Source organism: Pollutibacter soli (assembly GCA_029269725.1).
Taxonomy (GTDB): domain Bacteria; phylum Bacteroidota; class Bacteroidia; order Chitinophagales; family Chitinophagaceae; genus Pollutibacter; species Pollutibacter soli.
Genome location: JARJHS010000011.1, coordinates 107101 through 127670 on the forward strand (window position 1 = coordinate 107101; position 20570 = coordinate 127670).

Here is a 20570-nt window from a genome sequence, read left to right on the forward strand (position 1 = left end):
AAAATCGATTGGATGAGAAACCTGAAAAACTTTTCTTCTATGACACCGTTCAAAAGGTTGGTTAGTATCCTGGTACTAAAGGTTGATCAAAATTCTAATGGATGGAATATGTTGCATCAGCAAATCCCCGAATCTCACGCTTTCCTCACTTGCCCGGACTTATGGTAGCTTAGGTCCTGATGGAAAATCACAACTAACTTTCAAAAGTTTAACTGCTCACCTACTGTGAAGTTTTATCCGGTGCTTTATGGAAGCCAGTAAAACGCCCGTTTACATTTCTTTTCAGGATTTTCTTTTACGGCATAATATCAAATCACGCGAAAATTGGAGCATTGTTACTATCGGTACATCTATTACTAAAACGTTCAACTGAAATGGTTCAAAATCGAAATTTCTTCAGATTGGTAAATTAGATTTACTGTAACTTTTTGAAAGGAAGTTAATTTATAATTGATTTTTACAAACAATAAAGTATACAAAGCAAATATCAACAGCACTGTATTCAGGCCGATGGTATGTCATGACAAAAGGATTAGCTTCACACGTTCCGTTATCTGTTATCACAACTGTTGATGGAACTTTCCTGAAAGAAGAATAACCGTTACATTACTTACAGGTTCGTTTTTTCATTCGTAAATCAATCATTTATGAAAGCAGGATTCGTCTTTATACTTTTTATAATAGTTGCGGTTGCATGCAACCAGATAAGTGCCAATAAACAAAATCGATCGATAGAGAGTAAAAGTAATCTTGCAATAGCCTGTCCTTCGGACAGCAAATTGAATATTGCTGCCATTGAACAGATAACAGGCATGAAGGGTGTTGAAAAAAATGGCGAATATAAGATAACAGTTCCGCAGAATGATTTGACTATTGTGGTGGATGGATTCAAAATTATTCCAGCGATGGGGCTGGGTAGTTGGGCAGCATTTACACCTTGTGGTGACAGTGCCATGGTTATGGGAGATATTATCGTTACTGAAACAGATTTAAAACCTGTACAACAGGAAGTAATCAGGCAGGGATTTGCAGTTACAGCAATTCACAATCATTTTGTCCGCAACCGACCTAATGTAATGTATATGCATATTGACAAGTCTGCAGATGTACAAACGTTGTCAAAAGGTGTAAAGGCAATATTTGACAAAGTGAAAGAAGTGCGCGGTGGAGACCCGAAAGCAACACCTGCTGACAGTGTTGCGAATTCATTAAATATAAAGATGCTTGATTCCATAGTTGGTTCCAGGGGTGAATTATCTAAAGGTGTATACAAATACACTATTGGCAGACCAGATGTTCAGTTGAAGGAACATGGAAAACCAGTGAGTTCATTCATGGGGTTCAATACATGGGCAGCGTGGCAGGGTTCACCAGAAAAAGCTGCTGTTTGTGGTGATTTTACAATGCTTGAAAATGAAGTTGAACCGGTAATCAGGGCATTGGTACAAAATGGCATTGAAGTAGTGGCTGTTCATAATCACATGGTTCATGAAGAACCCAGAACATTTTTCTTGCACTATTGGGGCACCGGAAATGCACAAACACTGGCTAAAGGTCTGCGACAAGCTTTGGATAATACGGGTAAAACATCGGCAATGCATTGAAGATGCCTTCCTTAAATCTTTTTACTGACGTTAATGGTTACTTTCCGATACAGAAAGTAAGAATACTTATCTGGGCTAAGTTTCACTAAGTTGAGGTACAAATGATGTACAAATCCATGCTCCGGATTGTTATACTTCTGATTCCTTAAGAAGATCAAACTTTTGAAATTGCACTTTCGATTATCACGATAATCATAGCAACAAACGATATCAATATTGCACTTATGAAAATGAAAAGAGTTTTTCTATAATAAAGTTTAAAAGATTCCTTGGGATAATCCAACTGTAATATACGGTAGAGAACAATAATATACAGTGGTATTGAAATACAAACGCAGATTGCAATAAAGTATTCAGCCAGCCGGTTAGTTGAAAATGCTTTTCCTGCCCAACCTCCCGCGAGATTTAAAAGAAAGGCGAGTAATATTCCGGTAGCAGTAACTAATGGCTGTCTGAATGGTTGAAGCTCATCATGCATATTTCTCTCTGTTACGATTTCGCACTTTTAGTATTTCCGACTTCATTTAACCAGCATAAATCGTTGTGCAATGGATCAATCACTACGAGCCATTACTAGTCCATCCAGATTTCGAATTTGTGAAAGCATCGTCCGGGCCGGTAATTGATTACATTTTGACACCTACTTCACAACCTGTATTGCGGGTAACTTATATGTGCCATCTTTGATTTCCTTGCCTGGTAAATAGCAGCGCATCAATATATTCCAACCATCAGAAATATCGAGCCTGTTTTTTGCATTTGTCGGACATGTTCCGACAGCGCCATAGTAAATTGTAAATGTCCCGTCCTTGTTAAATTTCACATTAGACCCATTGATGATTGCATTTTCACTTTTCATATAACCATCTTTACCGTATACGGTGATAGACCAGAATCCGCCAACATCCGGTACCTTGTATGTCGCAACATAACAGCTGTCACCGGAAAGATTTCCACCGTTGTAATTGATGTATGTAGCATCTTTATTTGGAAATAATCCCCAGGCACCAGCTACTGCGTATTTGCGTGTTTGTTCATCTAGAGAACCTCTCAACCCCATCCAGTCATCATGATAACGATCATATTTGGAAATTTCATGTTCGTATATTCTTCTGAGAGAATCCAGTGATTTGGAATCCCACTTTGGTTTGGCGAATGGATCAGCACTATTTGATTCGATGATAAATTGCTCCTTCAATCTGTTTACCATATTAATTTCAGAAGTATCCTTTGGATTGAAAATCTGGATTCGAACTGCAAGAACAATATACTTAGTGTCATTTGGTAATTCATACTTTCCTGGCTTGTAAAAAACAGCAGGTGCGTAATGATCATTATCAATCACCAGAATGGATGCATATCGTTTATCTGGCATTTTCGGGAAAATTACGCTGGCTCCCTTTTCTACATCCACGACAGCACCGGAATACAAAACATCTTTATTCATTCGGACTACACTTTGTTCATTCAATGGTGTGACATTTCTGACATGATGGAATTTGTTGACTCCCCCAGCAATGAGAGTAAAACTATAAAACATGCGATCTGTTTCCGCTCGTATAAAATTTTCCGGAGTTACAATATTTTTTGCTGAGTCCTGACCTTCACTTCCCGTTGCTATCTGAGATGTTTCTTTAACTGAATTTGTACATTGAATGGATAATAAAATTAGCAGCGCGGGTAATAGCACGTGTTTTAGATACATATTTTAAATATAATATAAAAATATAATTTTTCTGATCAATTAACCAATGTCATCGGAGGTGCGTGCCATTTGCCAATAATAGCCTCCTCCTTCGGTAGGTATAATCTCATAATTACGGAAAAGGGCCCATCGGGTGCAGGCAACCAGTTAGATTCTTTGGTTTTACCGGGTGTTGTATTTTGAATGTATATCGTTATACCGCCATCCGCATCCTTTTTGAATTGTGGCAGCATAGGCGAGTTGAGCAGGTAGCGATTAATAGGATTCGCCACCAATAAACTTGCAGGTTGAGTATACATGGTTATGGACCAGAATGAATTTACGGGTGGTAATTGTCCAGGTGCAAAATGAATCACGTATCTGTTGGACCCGTTTAACTTCTGCCCTTTATCATCCGTATAGTATGGAGGATATATGGCTTCTTCTTTTGTATTTCCATAGATACCTAATACTGCACCCGCCATCCGGTAGAGATAATTGTTTTTTAATGAATCACGGGTCCCAAAAGGATAAATTAGCTCCCCCATTGCGAGGCGTTTTTGAATTGTTTCAAATTCTGTCCATGCATCTGCGATGCCCTCATGCATAGCCGCTTTTATGTCTGGTGTGAGGTTTGTGGTATCGAAGAATTTGCCTGCGCCTATTCCGACCTTTGTAAACTTTTCCATCAGCTCCTTTTCAGATGGATGGGTCGGACAAAACTGGAGGTAAAAATTGAGGTTAGTAAAAAACTGCAACGAAGTTCTTTCTGATTGCGGAGTGAGTGGTTTTAAAAAATTTATCGGTGACGCTGGAGCGGGTGCAGGCTGGCCCAGATAAGACGATAAGGTTTTAACTATGTATTTATTTTGAATCCTTCTTACATTTTCAAGATCCGAAGGGTTGTATAATTGTGTCCTGAATTGGGCAGATGCGATTTCCGTTTCGCATCGGATAACTTTTGTAATTCCCTTTGGTACAGTCCCGTTCCATCTGGGGCCTGTAATCATGTAGGTTCCGCCGTTATTTCCCGTGGTACGAGTGCCAAGGTAGTCGAAATTGTGAGTGTACAGATCAATAAGCTGCAAACTCCAATACCTGTTTTTCTCAATCGCAGGGATAATAAAGATTATTGGTTCTGTGCGTAAATCCAAACCAATCCAGGAGTATGGAGTATCCGAATTCGGGGTTTGAATCGCCTTGTCCTCAGGCGTAAATACGCGTGGAATATTTTTCAATACATTCCACGGAGCTTTATAATCAGGATCTTCCTTATTAACAAAATATGAGTATTGCACGCGACAATTATCGACAATTGGAAATCCGTAAATATATGCTTCCTTGATAATAGTTCTCACTTGGTCCGGAGTCAGTGCCAGTTTTTTCTCGTCCCCGGCGTTCTCTGTATTCTGAGAAGTTTGATTGCATGCAAATAATATGATAATTAGAATGAAAGCTACCCGAATAGTTAAAGTCCGTTTCATGATATTTCCGATTACTTGCTGGTATTATGTATGAAAGTTAAGTTAGTACCAAGAAATTAATATGAGCTGTTAAAACTGGTTTTAATATTCTCTAGGTACAAATAAAGTACTTAACTTAAAATCCTAAATTTTATAGTAGCTTACTGAACCTTAATTTTTTGCAATAAACTATAGAAGCGTTTATTACTATACCTGGCAATTGAAATGCCTTCAGGATTCGTCTATGAAACCGAAAATATCCCCTATAATAAATTCATCTCCATTATCCTTTATAATTATATCGGACCCTGATTTCCTATTGGTCCTTTTAAGTAAAAAACCCTGATCAATTATTAACTGGTTATAAATTTCTTAATATTACGCTTATCCTGATAATTCACAATCATCGCCTGATACATAAAATTCTCAAGATCAAAAAAAACATCATATTTCGTTCCACTATATGGACTTCGAATAGTTACCCATGTATTTTTAAATGTTACACCTTCAGTAGACGTCCTTTTATGAACGTCCCATGGATTGTCCCAGTTTGCTTTAGATTCCACATAGTTGAAGGAATGTGACAAAGGAATTCTATCTGGGTTATTTGCATTAAAATCAACGGTCTCAATTGATCGTTGAACTTGTTTATCTAACTCCCTGAAATCTATCCGCATCGATTTCATCTAATGAATACTCTAATTGATAAATTAAAAGATACAATTCTATAACAGCTATTAAACTTAAGACTAGAGCGCCGTAAATAATTCGCCGTTTATTCTGTTGCATTTTTAATTATTCAATGTTAATCATGTCTATTTCATTCATAATCCGATTCGTTTCGAATAACGCTACAATAATTTTCTGGTAATATAAGATATCTTTAAGCGTCAATTCCCGGCCTTTACGATCCTTAAGCCATTTCTGTGCCGGTTGATACCCACCTATCAAGAAATGCCACGCTATAAGCGGGGCCCCTTGAAAAAACTGGGTGTCATTTATGTAAACTCTCCCCATTTGATAAACTTGATCAAGATAGATAATATCATTCCCGTTCACTTTTTCATAGTTTTCTACGAAATGAATCAGAGTAACTTTATTATCGCCGTCTAATGGGTATTCCGTAATATATGACTCCAATGATTCAATTTCAAAAAGTTGAATTTTTCGTAACTCACTACTCAACGCAACTAATCTCCAAAAACTTACTTTACTATCTGGATACGGTACACGTGGAAAATCAATTTTTAAAAACTTTTTGAATTTCTCTCTCTAGGTTGGTGAATGTAAAATCGCGTTGACTTAATCCAAAATGTCATTTCGGGCAAAAGAATCTTTTGTTGCCTCCTTTTCCGAGGTAAAAGTTAAACCCAATTCGTCCTCAATTTGGCTCACAAAGTCTACGTTTAAGTTTGGAATTCTTTCCAATTGGTGACCAAATATTTTGCCCGTTGTTTTCCACATATAAGTACAGTGGAAATACATAACCCTTTCTATTGATTTATTGGAAACGAAAGAGTCATCCACAATTTTATTAATAAGGAAAATATGAGAATAGCCATCTGAAAAGATCTGGCGACATAAGTAAATTCCAACATTACCACCTTTCAAAAAGTGTTGCATTACGTCAACTCTCCATCGCAAAAGTAATTTATTGACAAAATAAGTATATCTGTCATCAAATAATCTGTATGCGATTATAGCGAATTTTGAAGCTTCTATTTGAATTGATTATCTATTACTTATAATCCAATCAGCATAATTCTTACCTAACCCAAATACTCGATTAAGAAACTCTTCATTCATTTCGTTTCCCAAAAAGGAGTTTAATCGTTCTTTTAAAACCGTCAAATTTTCTTCAATGATAAAACTGTCTCCCATCGTAACAATACCAGTTACATTTTTTGGAAACAAAGCGTCTACTCTAAACCCACTCTTATACTTTTCTTGTCCTTGGTTGTCTGCAGCGAAAAAAATATAAATGGTTTTTCTGGACTTATCTCTTGAAAATCAACAGATTTTAAGTCCTTTCGAGAAAGAAAATCATACTTCATTTCTCTTTCACCGAATAAATCGAAATGAAATACTTCACCTAATTCATTAGGTTTTTTCTTACCTGTTTTCACAAAGAAGTTGATTGAAACACCTTGCATAATATCAAATACGTTTGCCGGGTTACTTTCCGATACAGAACTTACTAAACACATAATCCAGCACATCATCATTCGTTACTTCACCGGTAATCTCTCCGAGAAAATGTAAACAACGACGTATATCCAGTGCAATCAGATCTCCCGGAATTTTTGCATCAAGACCAGCACTGATATCGATCACGGATTGACGCACTTGCAGCAGTGCTGAATAATGACGCGAATTTGTAATAATTACATCTTCTGTATTCACCTCGCCGGAAAGAACAGATTCGGTCAGACCTTTTTTTAATTTATCGATGTGATCGTTGTTTTTTGCAGAAAGAAAAATGATGCCCGGTATTGACCCGAATTTTTCTAAAGCATTATCCTCTCCAATAATATCAGCTTTGTTACCGGCAAGTACATAGCGAATATCACGCGACTTAAAATCTTCGGTTATCCCCCTTAATTCCTCCTCAGTCATTTCATTTACATCAAACAGATAAATTACCAGGTCGGCCTGGTTCATTTTTTCGATGCTTCTCTGTACACCGATACTTTCGATAACATCAGAAGTGTGCTCGCGGATTCCGGCTGTATCAATAAGTCTGAAGAGAATTCCATCAATATTCAATACTTCTTCAATGGTGTCCCTCGTTGTTCCTGCAATCTCGCTTACGATGGCACGATTATCATTCAGAAGCGCATTCAGCAATGTTGATTTGCCTGCATTGGGTTTGCCAATGATTGCCACCTGTACACCGTTCTTTATAACGTTACCAAGTTTATATGATTCAAGTAATGCCTCTGTAGTTCGCTTTGTTTCATCGAGGAGTTGATAGAGTTGCTTTCTGTCGGCGAATTCCACATCTTCCTGGGAAAAATCAAGTTCAAGTTCTATCAATGCCGAAAAGGAAATCAACCGATCACGCAATTCTTTCAGCTTTCCGGAAAAACCTCCCCTGATATTATTCAGCGCAGCTTTCCTGGAAGCTTCCGTATTACTGGCGATCAGATCAGCAACTGCTTCTGCCTGCGTGAGGTCCATCTTTCCATTCAGGTAAGCACGTTGTGTAAACTCGCCTGGCTTCGCGTGTCGGGCGCCGGCGGCTATGCATGCCTGTAATACCTGCTCCTGCACGTATGGCGAACCATGACAGGAAATTTCAACAACATCTTCACCGGTATACGACTTTGGTCCGCGGTACAGGCTCACCACCACTTCATCGATAGCAACATTACCAGACTTCAATATGCCAACATGCAATGTATGTGAGGCCGCGTTCTTCAGATCTTTCGATGGAAACAGATCATTGATGATATCAAAACTGCGGGCGCCACTCAGCCGTATAACAGCGATCGCGGCAATACCCGGCGCTGTGGCCACTGCAGCAATTGTATCGGTCCATGCTCCCTTCATATAAAAAGATAGAGAGCAAATGTACCGATTGTGACCTTTATTATTCCAGTCGACGCAGATCGTCTCTATCTGGTTCTACGATTGCATAACGCGTAATGTTATTGATCAGCATTTCATCCAGGAGATTGATCAGCGTACTGTACTCGCAGGATTCCAGTGGCTTAATCATCACCACCATATCTGTCGCTTTACCTGCGGCAGCAACCTGGTCTCTGCGTTTAATGATTGCATTACGTAAGGAGTGCATCCCGGGAAGTGTCGATTTCTGAAAACCTGCAGGATCTCCATCTGCACATTCATACCATGCAACCTGGGAGTCGCTTGCAAGAATGGTAAATGATGTACTGCATTTAGTAGGTGTCGGATCGCCTTCATCCTTTGGCATTTTGAGATCCAGCGCCTGTGGTTTTATCATTTGTGATGTGAATATAAAAAATGTGATCAGTAAAAAGCCCAGATCCACCATCGGTGTCATATCGATACGAAGCGAGTGGATTTTTCTGAAGCCTTTTTTGCTGGAGATATTTTCGGTGATTTGCATAAACTATTTTTTTATAAATCAAGAATTAGAAAACCAAATTATTGGCAGGAGGCTGCGGGCGCAGTGGGCGACCTCACCCCCGGCCCCTCTCACGCTTCGCGCGAGAGGGGAGAAAAGGCAGTAAAACCTCGATAATCTATAGAATTTTCACACTGGACTTTGTGCATTTCAACTTGTTTTTCATGAGCCTGGAATAGAGTTTTGTACAATGTCAAAAATGGTTTCTATAGTATATGCTCGTGAATTAAGGCAAAAGCAAACACCCGCAGAGGAACTAGCATGGTATCTTTTACGAAACAGAAAATTTCTGGGTTTAAAATTCAGGAGGCAATACCCGATTCATATCTCGTCAAATGGACAGTGCCAGATTTTTTACATCGCTGATTTTTATTGTCCACAGTATAAGTTCGTACTTGAACTCGATGGGGATTATCATTTGCACAGAAAAGAATATGATCAGATTCGTGATAAGGAAATGGAAGTACAAGGAATTCGTGTTCTCCGAATAAGCAATGATCTCATCTTAAAAAATTATCGTGAAGCCCTTGAAAAAATAAAACTATTTCTAGGACTCTGACCATTCCACCCCTCTCGCGCGAAGCGTGAGAGGGCCCGGGGGTGAGCTACTCCTCCTGCAACTGAAACGTTACCGCTTGATTGCGATAGGCTTTCACATGTTTCCCATTTTGCAAAGCGGGAATCCATTTTGGACCCTTGCGTATTGCATTTAATGCAATCTCAGCGAGTTTAGATCCACTGCCTAAACAATTATTTATTCCTGTCTGACCACAATTAAGCACTCTTACATCGCTTACGTTTCCCTCTGTGTCTACTATAAAATTTATCATAACTGACCCTGAACGTCCGTCATCCTGAAGTTCATCAATATTGCGATTCACTTCTCTGCTAACATACCTGGTCCATGCTGCGGCACCACCAGGAAACTCCGCTTCCTTCTCTACCTTAAGAAAAACAGTATCTGCGGGTTTACCTTTCGGGGCATCCATGACAGAACTGACATTGTCAACGGGTGGCGCAATCACACCTTCGAATTTGCCACCATCCTGAGTTACCGTGCTGATCTTCGCATCCTCTTTATCATCCACTTCAGGAGGCATCTCTTCTTTTTTTACTTCTTCATCCTTTACGACCCTGAATGTAACATCGCGTATGGTTGCCACCCTCGGAGGTTCTACCGGTTTCGGTGGAATAATCACCGGTTCATCCTTCGGAATGTCAACTTCTTTGAGATCAACAACAGGGACAACTGGTAAAAATTTTACTTTCCCCTCATTCGATGACAACGCATACGAACTCAATAAAATGATTGCAGCCAAGCCAGCAGTAATAACAAGCGCTTTTGTCAAACGATCATTGTACTTCTTTCTTAACTCGTACGCACCATACTCTTTATTGCGTCCATCAAAAATGATGTCCAGCAGCGGTGCTGTGGTGATTTGATTTTTTTCCATAACAGTGTTTTTAATTGAGAAGCTGTATTGAAAAAAATCCACAAAGATTTAGTTGTATTTTATTTCTATCGAAAAGAATATAACGGTGTGGAACAAACGAATATATCCCGAAACTTTATTCAGGATAAATTCTTGAAGTATGTTTATTGCAGATGCAAAGTATCGCATCAGGTAGGTTATGTATTAGATGCAATTGCCTTACATTTTCACAAACAATCTAAAAAATAGATTTTCAACAGACAAAAAAGATATATATAACTGAAACGAATAAACGAAATTTAAAGATTTAAAACTGAGTGTTTTGACGTTCTTTTGACCGAACCTGAAAAAATGAACGTGGTGATTTCGGCTTTGCATGGGTATTTGAAAACCGCTTACTTACTTGCCGGAGCACTGAAGGAATTGGTATGTTAAACAGGGTCTGCTGTTTGTTGTACAAGTCCTGGTGAATATTGAATTACAAAAGAATTTTGATGCCAGTGACGGCATGGATGTAAAAATCAAAACATGAAGACCTTTGTATCCGGTTGGCCTTCACATTAGATTTATACTTTGAATTCTTTATTCTACATTTCTGCAAATCACACCTTTTCAATGAACAGCGATGAACGAAAAACGCCGCGTGCCCTCACTTAATCAGCAAGGCCTGATTAATATGCCGTTGCCCAAATAAAAAGTGGAACCACCAAGCTGGGTCAACTCAGTCGCAATTTTTACGCCCATTACATTTACAAGCCAGTTTAACACCGGCAACGGGATGCTATCAACTCTCAACTTCAATCTCCTTCTTATTTCCTGCTAACTAAAAAAGCCACCCGCTTGCGCGAATGGCTTTAAAGCTATTTCTGAGAAGTACACTTATTCTTCAGCAAGCTGGAAGGTTACCGGTTGACGGCGATACGCTTTTACCGGGCGACCGTTCTGAATAGCCGCTTTCCATTTTGGACCCTTACGGATAGCATTAACCGCAATCTCCGCAAGTTTGGTACCGGCGCCAAGGCAATTCGCAACTCCTGCTTCGCCGCAGGCTAACGCTTTCACCTCACTCACCGCACCTTCTTTATCCACGATGAAAAGAACCACCACTGTACCGGAACGACCATCTTCCTGCAGCTCATCAATATTTCGTTCGATCTCGCGGGTTACGTATTTGGTCCATCCGGCATTTCCGCCAGGGAACTCAGCGTCGATCTCCACTTTCTGGAACACTTTATCTTCATCGTCCACTTTCGGAGCTTCAACAACACCACCGGCATCCACCGGAGGTGCAACAATACCTTCATCCTTGATACCTTCCTGGGTCACGGTACTGATTTTAGTATCCTCCAGTTTCTCTACTTCCGGTGGTTTTTCCTCTTCCTTCACCTCTTCATCTTTTACAACTTTAGGAGGTGTGAATTTGGTCATTTCTACTTTCGGTGGATCTGGTGGCTTTGGTGGCGGTGGCGGGGGAGGAGGTTCATTCTTTACCTCTTCCACTTTTGCCAGCTGTACTTCTTTTATCTCCACTGCCTTCTTGGTATCCTTCGGACCAAGGGATGCAATGAACGACCCCAACAGAATAATCAGGGCGATAGAAGCAGTGATAATCAACGCGAATGTGAGGCGCCGGTTATACTGTTTCCTCAGTTCATATGCACCATAATCCTTGTTGCGACCCTCAAAAATCAGGTCAAGGAGTGGTGTACTTAATATTTTATTTACATCCATGATGAACAGGTTTAAAACTTAAGATGCAATTGGCTTATTAATTCCATAATTGCGCAGGGTGATTATTGTCCGGGACTGGCAGCCTCTGTGATTTTCACCAGCTCGTATTCCTGCGGTGAAATATCTACCATCGCATACCTCTTGATCTCATTGATCGTCATTTCATCCAGAATATCTACTGTATTCTTATAGGTAGCTTCTTCTGATGGCTTAATGATCATAACAAGATCTTCGGGGTTAGTGCTCTGTTTTTTCCGGATAATCTCTTCACGGATCTTTTTAAAGCTGGACGACTGCAGTTTTGTAGGGTCCAGACCCTCGTAGAAGAAAATGTGGTCCTTACCCCCCAGCAGGATGGTAAATGCACCTGTTTCTTTTACTTTATTCTGATCCTCGGGCTTTTCCACATCCTTTGGCAGGAACAGCGTCATCGCTGTCGGCTGCGACATGGTTGTGGTAAAGATGAAGAAAGTGATCAGCAGAAAACCGAGATCCACCATCGGTGTCATATCCACCCTGGTCGACAGTTTCTTGGCTTTTTTGACGCCCGGGCCTTTTTTATGCCCGCCACTATCACCACCACCTTCTATACTGGCCATATTTTTAAATTTGAATAATTAATAAATACTTTGTCTCGTTCCGTGAATTCTGTATTCCGTATTCTGCTTACTCCTTTTTCGTTGCATTCATCTGCTTGGCACGTGTTTCGTACAAAGCAGTGCCCGGAGGTGCATCTTCAGGACTGGTGATCAGCAAAAATTTGTTCTGATCATTCTTCTTGAATGCCGCGAGGATGTTTTTGAATGCGGGATATTTTGTTGAATTATCCGCTTTCACCAGGATGTTTAGTTTTCTTCCCGAATAAGCTGATAATACATCCCTGATCCAGAAATACATTTCGCCACCGGTAGAATCTTCTGCAGGAACACCAGGAGCTTTAAATTTTTTCTGGTCATCCTGGCTCAGGCTCAGATAAGATTTCAGCTGTGTGAACGGAACACCAATACTTGGTGCGTTCACAAAAGCTTTGATTTCAGCGGGAGTCAAACCAAGATTCCTGGTCGTATTCACGTTTTCAATCACTTTTTTGCTGTACTCAGGATTATCCATTGAGAAATAGGCTTTGCCATCTTTATCAATCTGTACCTGGAAATTATCTTTTTCCGGAACCTGTGCAGAAGAAACTGAGTTCGGTGTTTTAATTTCCACCGGATCCTCAGGTTTGAATTTAGTAGCCAGCATGAAAAACGACAGGATCAGAAATGCCACATCCACAAAGGGCGTCATATCGTTCTCCGGCGCATGCTTTTTTATTTTTACACTGGGCATTACTTATACTTTTAATGTTTAGATGCTCAACCCACCGGTTTCCATAACCGGCGAATAAATTATTTGTACAAAGAAGCAAAGCTCTGTGTCAGTGTGAAACCTGACTCATCAATACCATAGGTAATAGAGTCAATTTTTGTTGTGAAAATGTTATACATCATCAGGGCCACGGATGAAGTACCGATACCCAGTGCTGTATTATAAAGTGCTTCAGAGATACCCACAGCAAGTTCAGCTGCAGCACCGGAACCACCTTCTTCACCAAGAGAAGAGAACGCTTTAATCATACCCATTACCGTACCCAAAAGCGCGATCAGGGTACCGAGAGATGTTAACGTTGAAAGGAACACCAGGTTCTTCTGAAGCATTGGAAGCTCAAGTGCTGTGGCTTCTTCTACTTCTTTCTGAATAGCCAGTACTTTCTGTTCCGTGTTGTACTCGCTGTTGGTGATCATTTCCTTGTATTTGCGAAGACCAGCTTTCATTACGTTGCCTACGCTACCTTTCTGTTTGTCGCACTCAGCCAGCGCAGCATCAACATTCTTGTTGGCAAGATGATACTGTACTTTACGAATGAATTCGGAAATAGAACCGCTGCCGGTTGCTTTGGAAATGGTGAGAAAACGCTCGATAGAAAATGTAACCACCATCAGGAAACATCCGATCAGCAACGGTACGATAATACCACCTTCATACATACGATACCATGCACCTTTAGGTCCTTTGTGATCGGGCCAGAAACCACCCTCGGGGTCAGGTCTGGTAAATCCACTGTCGGCACCTAAAACGAATCTCCAGAACAAATACCCAGCAATAATACATATGATGGGAGCAAGATAAGAAATCGCATTGCTGCTTTTCTTAGGTTGAACTGATGTAGTAGCCTTACCAGCCGCAGTTGGTTTTGTTTCCGCCATGACTTAAATTTTTAGAATTTTTGAATTTGCTGTTTGGGTAAAAAAAAAAGAGTTACAATTCTACTGAAAATAGTTTTGGATTCCCCGATAGGTGTGGATTTTTTTTTGAGCCTGGAAAAGCAAGATAATAAATTTCTGATATCAATTCAGGGCATCAAATTAATTCCTACAAAATAGAATATTTCGTATAGAAAATGCCCCGGATTACATCTATGCCACTCATATCATAGATACACCATATTTCGATTAAACCTGTTCGGGTATCCATCTTTCGTCTATTTTCGCTCACTTAAAAAACAAAATACATGAGATTAGCTTCAACAGCGAAGAATGCGCTTTTGTTTGGAGCCTGCTTAGTCATTGGCGCAAGCAGTGTTATGGCTCAAAACAGAAGACCATCCGCACCCACAACCCCAACCACTACTCCATCAGGCACAGTGCCTCCAATGGTGCCTCCCGCCCGGAGTACTGGTCCAAAACCCTATAAAGAAGTAATTACGTCAAAAGCAGTAACCTCAAAGGGTTTGTTCACGGTTCACAAAGTAGAGGACAAATATTATTTCGAACTTCCTGATTCGATATTTAACCGCAAGATCATGGCTGTTTCCAGGCTTTCCAAAGTAGCCGGTGGTACAGGGATGTATGGTGGTGAGCTGGCCAACCAGCAGGTGATCCGTTTTGAAAAAGGCCCTGATAATAAAATTTTCATGCGGGTGGTGATTGTGATCAATGTGGCAGGAGATTCATCACAGCCCATCTATAAAGCAGTAAGCAATTCCAACCTGGATCCTATCGCTGCTGCATTTGATATTAAATCTTTGGGTAAAGATTCAAGCGGGGTTGTCATCGATGTTACTGATTACTTCAAAGGAGATAACCAGGTGGTTTCAATGACACCAGGCGTAAAACGCAGGCTTACTTTAAGCGGTCTTCAGCCGGATAAGTCATATATCGAGAGCATTCGCAGCTATCCAATCAATACAGAAGTTAAAACTGTAAAAACTTTTTCATCAACTTCCGGCGGACCTTCACTCGGCTCCCCTGTTCCTACGCCATCGGTTCCTGCTGCTTCAGCATCAGGATCGATTACCGTAGAAATGAACACTTCATTTATCATACTACCGGCCACGCCTATGCGCAAACGACCTGCAGATATCCGTGTAGGTTATTTCACTGATGATTTCACAGTATATGATGACAACCAGCAGAAAGTTGAGCAGAGTGAGTTTGCAGTTCGCTGGCGCCTCGAGCCCAAAGACGGCGAATGGGATAAATGGAAAAATGGCGAACTCGTTGAACCAAAGAAACCAATCGTTTATTACATTGATCCGGCAACACCAAAGAAATGGCGCCCATACCTGATCCAGGGTGTAAATGACTGGCAGGCTGCCTTTGAAAAAGCTGGTTTCAAAAATGCGATCATGGCAAAAGAGTGGCCGGAGAACGACACCACCATGAGTCTTGAAGATGCACGCTATTCTGTGATCCGTTATTTCGCTTCTGATATCGAAAACGCTTATGGCCCCAATATTCATGACCCACGCAGCGGTGAAATTATCGAAAGCCATATCGGCTGGTATCATAACGTGATGAAATTGTTGCACGACTGGTTCTTTGTACAGACTGCAGCCGTATATCCCGACGCGCGTAAGATGAAATATGATGATGACCTGATGGGCATGCTGATCCGTTTTGTTTCTTCACATGAAGTCGGACACACCCTCGGTCTGCGTCACAATATGGGATCCAGCAGCAAAACACCTGTTGAAAAACTGCGTGACAAAGCATTTGTTGAAGCCAATGGTCACACAGCGTCAATTATGGACTATGCGCGTTTCAACTATGTGGCACAACCCGAAGACAATATTGGTCGCATGGGCCTGTTTCCCCGCATCGGCGAATATGATCACTGGGCTGTTGAATGGGGATATAAATATGTGAATGCGAAAGATGAAGAAGAAGAGAAAAAAGAATTGAGCAAATTGTACAATGAGCGTCTCGCAAAAAATCCACGCATCTGGTTCGGTACTTATGAATACGGGAATTTTGCTGACCCACGCACACAAAGCGAAGATCTGGGAGACAATGCCATGAAGGCAAGTGATTACGGGATCAGAAACCTGAAAAGAATAATTGCCAATCTTCCTGAATGGACAAAAGAAGAAGCTGATCAGTACAAAAATCTTTCTGAAATGTACAGCCAGGTGCTGATCCAGTTCCAGCGCTATCTTGGTCATGTTGTTCGCAATGTGGGCGGATATTATGAAACACAGAAATCAGTTGAACAAAACGGCCTTGTATACGAAGTGACACCAAAAGCCACACAGAAAGAAGCGGTGTCGTTTCTTCAGAAACAGCTCTTCGAAACACCATCATGGTTATACGATAAAAATGTGCTCAACAGAATTTCAAGTCCGGTTTCAGATCAGCTCAGCATGCTCCAGGACAATATGATGGGCTCATTACTGAATCCTTCCAGACTTGAAAGATTGCTCACAGGAGCAAACCGTTTCGATAATACTTACACGATCGAGGAGTTCTACAGTGACCTGAAAAAAGGCATCTGGAGTGAAGTTCCTGCAAGGAGAAAAATCGATGTATATCGCAGAAACCTGCAGAAAAGTTATGTGGAAAGAATGATCACGCTGATCAATCCTCCTCCACCCATTCAATCAGGCGCGTTTACCATTCGTTTTGGTCCTGACGTGCTGAAAACAGATATCAGTTCCCTGACACGTGCTCATCTTTCAACCTTGCGTAGCGAATTTCTTGCAGCTGCTCCAGCGATGACGGATCCGATGACGCGTTATCATTTACAGGATCTGGCGGAGAGGATTAAGAGGGCGTTAAATCCGGGGAATTAATGTGGAGGCAGGAGATGGGAGGCAGGAGAAAACAGCCAGCCATGGCGTTAGCCGAAGTCTAAAGCCAAATGCAAAAAAAAGCTTCTACCAATGTTAAAAGACCGCCAGTGATGGTGGTCTTTTTTTATTCGGTTTTTATATGTAAGATAAATTTCGTCCGCGTGCATAAATTATTCCCTATGACAATGTCGGCCAAAATCCAGATATCTTAACTGCCACTTCACCAACCGCTGTCGTGAATAATGAACAACGAATAACGAACAACGAAAACCGATTAACTATGAACCGGCTGTTTTCTTCTGCCTCCTGCCTCCCTACTCCTGCCTACTCATACCTCAACGCCACAATCGGATCCAGTCTCGAAGCCTTTAGCGCAGGATAAATCCCTGCCAGTAATCCTACAAAAGAACAGATCGTGATACCTAGAAATATCACTTTCCATGGTATAAAGAATGGAGTATCCATTAATTGTCCGACAAGATTACCGACAAGTACACCTAGGAATATTCCGATCAATGCACCCATCAGACTGATGATAATGGATTCGAAAAGGAACTGTATCCTGATGGCATTCTTTTTACCTCCCAGTGCTTTCACCAGGCCCACTTCCTTCGTTCGTTCGGAAACCGCTACCAGCATGATATTCATCAATCCGATAGCAGCACCAATCAGTGTTATAAACCCGATAACACTTGCTGCAATAGTGATAGTACTCAGCAGTTTGATGAAAGTCTCTGCGATACTATCACTCTTGTCGATATAAAAATTGCTGTCGTCTTTTACCCCCAGCCCACGGATGGGTCTGAACGCCGCTTCAGCCTCCCCGATCGCATCATCCATCTGCTTAATATCGTCTACCATAATCGCAATATTGAAGCTCTGGTTATTGCTAGAATACAACCGACGAACATTCGTATAAGTAGTGAAAACGACGTTATCTGCGCGCATCATCGCACTCGATCCTTTTTCTTTTGCAACACCGATGATCCTATATTTATTGGTGCCGACACGAATCACTTTATCAATCGCACGCTCCTTTCTGTTGCTGAAAAATTTCTTGGCAACATCGCTTCCGATGATGCAAACATTCCGGCCACTCTCCACATCCAGCTTATTAAAATTCCTGCCGTATTCAATTTCATAACCATTGAGCGCCAGATAATTTTCATCACCCCCATTCATTGCCACTGTGGGATTGGTTTTCGCATTTTCGAAAAACACAGTATAGTTGCGACCACCATTTAAACCCACACTGACTTTTGCCGGATAATCAAATTCCCTTTTAAAAAGTCTTGCCTGCTGATAAGTAATGATCTGACCGGAACGGGATTTTTTTTCTTTCTTGCGCTTATCGGTTTTCTTCACTTCATCGCCATTACCAAAACGGATACGGCGTTCCTTAAACCGGATACTGAAGGCATTGGCACCCATCGTGGCAAAGCTTTCGCGAAGACTGTTATTCATCGCTTCAATGGCAGTAATGATTCCTACCAATGCCATGATACCAAAAGCGATAATCGCCACGGTGATTCCTGTGCGCAGTTTATTGCCACGGACAGTCCGATAGGCCAGTGAAAATATATCCCGGATTTTCATTCGCTAAAGGTAAATAAACAAGTAAGAAGTAAGAAGTGAGAAGTAAGAAGGGTTGAAATTTGATTTTGGCTGGCGAATAGCGGTGTTTTCGGGAGTTGTCAGTCTGCCGGCCGGCAGGCGTCGGTTCTCAGTAGTCAGGAACAGCCAGGCAACAGGCACCAGATATTGTCAAACCGGGTTGATTAATTGATATGTCCAAATGCCTTTAAGGGTTACAAACTTTGCTGCTTCCAATTTTCTCAAATAGACGAATTAAGTTTATAAACCCGATAAGAATTTGAATTAACTGAGATAATAGCGGAGATCTATTACTATTGCCAAAAACAGAAAAGAACAAGCAGAAACTGTTTGGCATTACATAGGCTGGCAGTTCCTATTGCCCTGCCTCGCGGCAGGCGGACTATTGCCTCATACCTATTGCCTATTGAATCGACGTCGCGAAGATCTCCTGCCTGCTGCCTAGTTATCCAGCAGATGCAATAACCAATCCGGATGTACTCCCAGGATAATTACCAGTACCGCTGTCAGTACCAGTACTGTTTTGAAACCTTCTGACACCTGGATCCCCGGATCGGCACCTTCGCGGAAATACATGGCCTGGATGATCCGGAAATAATAATAGACACTGATGGCTGCACAGCAAACACCAATAATAACCAGCCAGAACATAGCACCGTTTTTCATGGCCGCAACCAGCATATAGTATTTGGCAAAAAAGCCACCGGTGAGCGGAATGCCTGCAAGAGAAAATAAAAATACAGCCAGAAGAGCTGCAAGTAACGGCTGATGTTTGGCGAATCCATTAAAACCTTCGTAAGTATAATCCTTCATCCGCATAAGAACAGCGAAAATGCCGATCGTTGGCAGACTATAAGCTGCTGTATAAAGTATCAGCCCTTGTTTCCCGATATTATTCAAAGCAAATATCGCCAGCAACATAAACCCAGCCTGGGCTATACTGGAATAAGCGAGCATTCTTTTTACGCTTTGCTGAAATACTGCAGTAATATTCCCGATGATCAATGTTGCAGCAGTTATCAGCGCCATGGCAAACTGCCACTCTGAATGCATCCTTCCAAAAGCGTTTTCGAACAACAAAAGAAAAGCAATGAAGAAAGCTGCTTTTACAATGGTTGCCATAAAGGAAGTAAATACGGTTGGAGAACCATCATACACATCCGGGGTCCAGAAATGGAACGGTACAGCAGAAACTTTAAACCCAAGTGAAATCATCAGCAGAACAAGTCCTGCCATTTTCATTACGGTGATATTTCCGAGACCGAGATACATTCCATCAGTATAAAAAGTACCGGTTGCTCCGTACAGCAATGCAATCCCCATCAGCATCAATCCCGTTGAGAAAGAGCCCATCAGGAAATATTTCAATGCTGCTTCATTACTCCTGAGGTTCTTTTTATCACTGCCTGCAAGAATATACAATGGAATTGAAATGATCTCGATGCCGATAAAAAGCATCAGCATTGTTTTGAATGCAGAAACTATAGCTATGCCTGTGAGAATAAAAAATATCAGTGCAAAATAATCAGCTGCATTTGCTCCTACTTCCTCAAGATCTTTGCCTGAAAGCAGAAAATACACCAATGTACAAACCAGTATGATCAGGTTGAATACAAGGCCGAAGCTGGTAAACTCCAGCATTCCTCTCGTATCAATATTGAAGAAATTAACTCCCGCAAATTCCAGCCAGTTGGCGCCAATCAACGCCAGTATGCCGGCTGTGGCCACATAACGTGCAGTTGATTTGTTTTTTGACATTACCCCGGTATACATCATAATAACTCCGAGGATCGCCGATAAAATGATCACATTCATAAATT

Annotated in this window: 15 protein-coding genes and 1 pseudogene; 3 read left to right on the top strand and 13 right to left on the bottom strand. The window is 41.1% G+C overall.

What is annotated here, in order from left to right:
• Nucleotides 1-647 precede the first annotated feature (647 nt).
• Complete coding sequence (locus P2W82_RS21715) at nt 648-1604, top strand: DUF1259 domain-containing protein (protein WP_336518051.1); 957 nt, start codon at nt 648-650, stop codon at nt 1602-1604.
• Nucleotides 1605-2244: 640 nt separating this feature from the next.
• Here the strand turns inward: P2W82_RS21715 and P2W82_RS21720 are convergent.
• The 6 genes and pseudogenes from P2W82_RS21720 to P2W82_RS21745 form a co-directional block, all read right to left on the bottom strand.
• Entirely contained in the window at nt 2245-3309 is a 1065-nt protein-coding gene (locus P2W82_RS21720) for a DUF1254 domain-containing protein (RefSeq protein WP_336518052.1), read from the bottom strand.
• Between the two features lie 35 nt (nt 3310-3344).
• Nucleotides 3345-4772 (bottom strand): DUF1254 domain-containing protein, encoded by a 1428-nt coding sequence (locus P2W82_RS21725; RefSeq protein WP_336518053.1) that lies wholly within the window; start codon nt 4770-4772, stop codon nt 3345-3347.
• 774 nt (nt 4773-5546) lie between these two features.
• Nucleotides 5547-6479: pseudogene (locus P2W82_RS21730) on the bottom strand (type ISP restriction/modification enzyme).
• Between the two features lie 191 nt (nt 6480-6670).
• A complete protein-coding gene (locus tag P2W82_RS21735; protein WP_336518054.1) occupies nt 6671-6904 on the bottom strand; it encodes a hypothetical protein in 234 nt (77 codons plus the stop codon).
• Between the two features lie 22 nt (nt 6905-6926).
• Entirely contained in the window at nt 6927-8303 is a 1377-nt protein-coding gene (gene mnmE / locus P2W82_RS21740) for a tRNA uridine-5-carboxymethylaminomethyl(34) synthesis GTPase MnmE (protein ID WP_336518055.1), read from the bottom strand.
• A gap of 40 nt (nt 8304-8343) precedes the next feature.
• Nucleotides 8344-8844, bottom strand: coding sequence for an ExbD/TolR family protein (locus tag P2W82_RS21745; RefSeq protein ID WP_336518056.1), 501 nt, complete (start codon nt 8842-8844; stop codon nt 8344-8346).
• Between the two features lie 217 nt (nt 8845-9061).
• Between P2W82_RS21745 and P2W82_RS21750 the strand changes: the two genes are divergently transcribed.
• Nucleotides 9062-9421, top strand: coding sequence for an endonuclease domain-containing protein (locus P2W82_RS21750; RefSeq protein WP_336518057.1), 360 nt, complete (start codon nt 9062-9064; stop codon nt 9419-9421).
• 46 nt (nt 9422-9467) lie between these two features.
• On the opposite strand, the gene P2W82_RS21755 is transcribed toward P2W82_RS21750, so the two are convergent.
• The 5 genes from P2W82_RS21755 to P2W82_RS21775 form a co-directional block, all read right to left on the bottom strand.
• Nucleotides 9468-10316: an energy transducer TonB gene (locus P2W82_RS21755; RefSeq protein WP_336518058.1), complete on the bottom strand. Its 849-nt coding sequence runs from the start codon at nt 10314-10316 to the stop codon at nt 9468-9470.
• An 858-nt stretch (nt 10317-11174) separates the two neighbouring features.
• A complete protein-coding gene (locus tag P2W82_RS21760) occupies nt 11175-12026 on the bottom strand; it encodes an energy transducer TonB (protein WP_336518059.1) in 852 nt (283 codons plus the stop codon).
• A 62-nt stretch (nt 12027-12088) separates the two neighbouring features.
• Complete coding sequence (locus P2W82_RS21765) at nt 12089-12625, bottom strand: ExbD/TolR family protein (RefSeq protein ID WP_336518060.1); 537 nt, start codon at nt 12623-12625, stop codon at nt 12089-12091.
• Between the two features lie 67 nt (nt 12626-12692).
• Nucleotides 12693-13355: an ExbD/TolR family protein gene (locus tag P2W82_RS21770; protein WP_336518061.1), complete on the bottom strand. Its 663-nt coding sequence runs from the start codon at nt 13353-13355 to the stop codon at nt 12693-12695.
• A 59-nt stretch (nt 13356-13414) separates the two neighbouring features.
• Nucleotides 13415-14272 carry a MotA/TolQ/ExbB proton channel family protein gene (locus tag P2W82_RS21775; protein ID WP_336518062.1) on the bottom strand — a complete coding sequence of 286 codons (858 nt, stop codon included), beginning with the start codon at nt 14270-14272 and terminating at the stop codon, nt 13415-13417.
• 305 nt (nt 14273-14577) lie between these two features.
• Here P2W82_RS21775 and P2W82_RS21780 point away from each other — a divergent pair, with 305 nt between their 5' ends.
• Nucleotides 14578-17136 carry a zinc-dependent metalloprotease gene (locus P2W82_RS21780; RefSeq protein ID WP_336518063.1) on the top strand — a complete coding sequence of 853 codons (2559 nt, stop codon included), beginning with the start codon at nt 14578-14580 and terminating at the stop codon, nt 17134-17136.
• A gap of 324 nt (nt 17137-17460) precedes the next feature.
• Here P2W82_RS21780 and P2W82_RS21785 read toward each other — a convergent pair whose 3' ends face one another.
• Together P2W82_RS21785 and P2W82_RS21790 are read right to left on the bottom strand one after the other, a co-directional pair.
• The gene (locus P2W82_RS21785; protein ID WP_336518064.1) at nt 17461-18732 is read right to left on the bottom strand and encodes an ABC transporter permease; all 1272 of its coding nucleotides are present in this window, start codon (nt 18730-18732) and stop codon (nt 17461-17463) included.
• A gap of 459 nt (nt 18733-19191) precedes the next feature.
• Nucleotides 19192-20565, bottom strand: a complete 1374-nt coding sequence (locus tag P2W82_RS21790) for an NADH-quinone oxidoreductase subunit N (protein ID WP_336518065.1) — start codon at nt 20563-20565, stop codon at nt 19192-19194.
• Between the last annotated feature and the right edge of the window lie 5 nt (nt 20566-20570).

Excerpts from the sequence above, each read along its gene's own strand:
- P2W82_RS21715 (WP_336518051.1), top strand. The coding sequence starts at position 648 with ATGAAAGCAGGATTCGTCTTTATACTTTTTATAATAGTTGCGGTTGCA.
- P2W82_RS21720 (WP_336518052.1), bottom strand. The coding sequence starts at position 3,309 with ATGTATCTAAAACACGTGCTATTACCCGCGCTGCTAATTTTATTATCC.
- P2W82_RS21725 (WP_336518053.1), bottom strand. The coding sequence starts at position 4,772 with ATGAAACGGACTTTAACTATTCGGGTAGCTTTCATTCTAATTATCATA.
- P2W82_RS21735 (WP_336518054.1), bottom strand. The coding sequence starts at position 6,904 with ATGCAAGGTGTTTCAATCAACTTCTTTGTGAAAACAGGTAAGAAAAAA.
- mnmE (WP_336518055.1), bottom strand. The coding sequence starts at position 8,303 with ATGAAGGGAGCATGGACCGATACAATTGCTGCAGTGGCCACAGCGCCG.
- P2W82_RS21745 (WP_336518056.1), bottom strand. The coding sequence starts at position 8,844 with ATGCAAATCACCGAAAATATCTCCAGCAAAAAAGGCTTCAGAAAAATC.
- P2W82_RS21750 (WP_336518057.1), top strand. The coding sequence starts at position 9,062 with ATGGTTTCTATAGTATATGCTCGTGAATTAAGGCAAAAGCAAACACCC.
- P2W82_RS21755 (WP_336518058.1), bottom strand. The coding sequence starts at position 10,316 with ATGGAAAAAAATCAAATCACCACAGCACCGCTGCTGGACATCATTTTT.
- P2W82_RS21760 (WP_336518059.1), bottom strand. The coding sequence starts at position 12,026 with ATGGATGTAAATAAAATATTAAGTACACCACTCCTTGACCTGATTTTT.
- P2W82_RS21765 (WP_336518060.1), bottom strand. The coding sequence starts at position 12,625 with ATGGCCAGTATAGAAGGTGGTGGTGATAGTGGCGGGCATAAAAAAGGC.
- P2W82_RS21770 (WP_336518061.1), bottom strand. The coding sequence starts at position 13,355 with ATGCCCAGTGTAAAAATAAAAAAGCATGCGCCGGAGAACGATATGACG.
- P2W82_RS21775 (WP_336518062.1), bottom strand. The coding sequence starts at position 14,272 with ATGGCGGAAACAAAACCAACTGCGGCTGGTAAGGCTACTACATCAGTT.
- P2W82_RS21780 (WP_336518063.1), top strand. The coding sequence starts at position 14,578 with ATGAGATTAGCTTCAACAGCGAAGAATGCGCTTTTGTTTGGAGCCTGC.
- P2W82_RS21785 (WP_336518064.1), bottom strand. The coding sequence starts at position 18,732 with ATGAAAATCCGGGATATATTTTCACTGGCCTATCGGACTGTCCGTGGC.
- P2W82_RS21790 (WP_336518065.1), bottom strand. The coding sequence starts at position 20,565 with ATGAATGTGATCATTTTATCGGCGATCCTCGGAGTTATTATGATGTAT.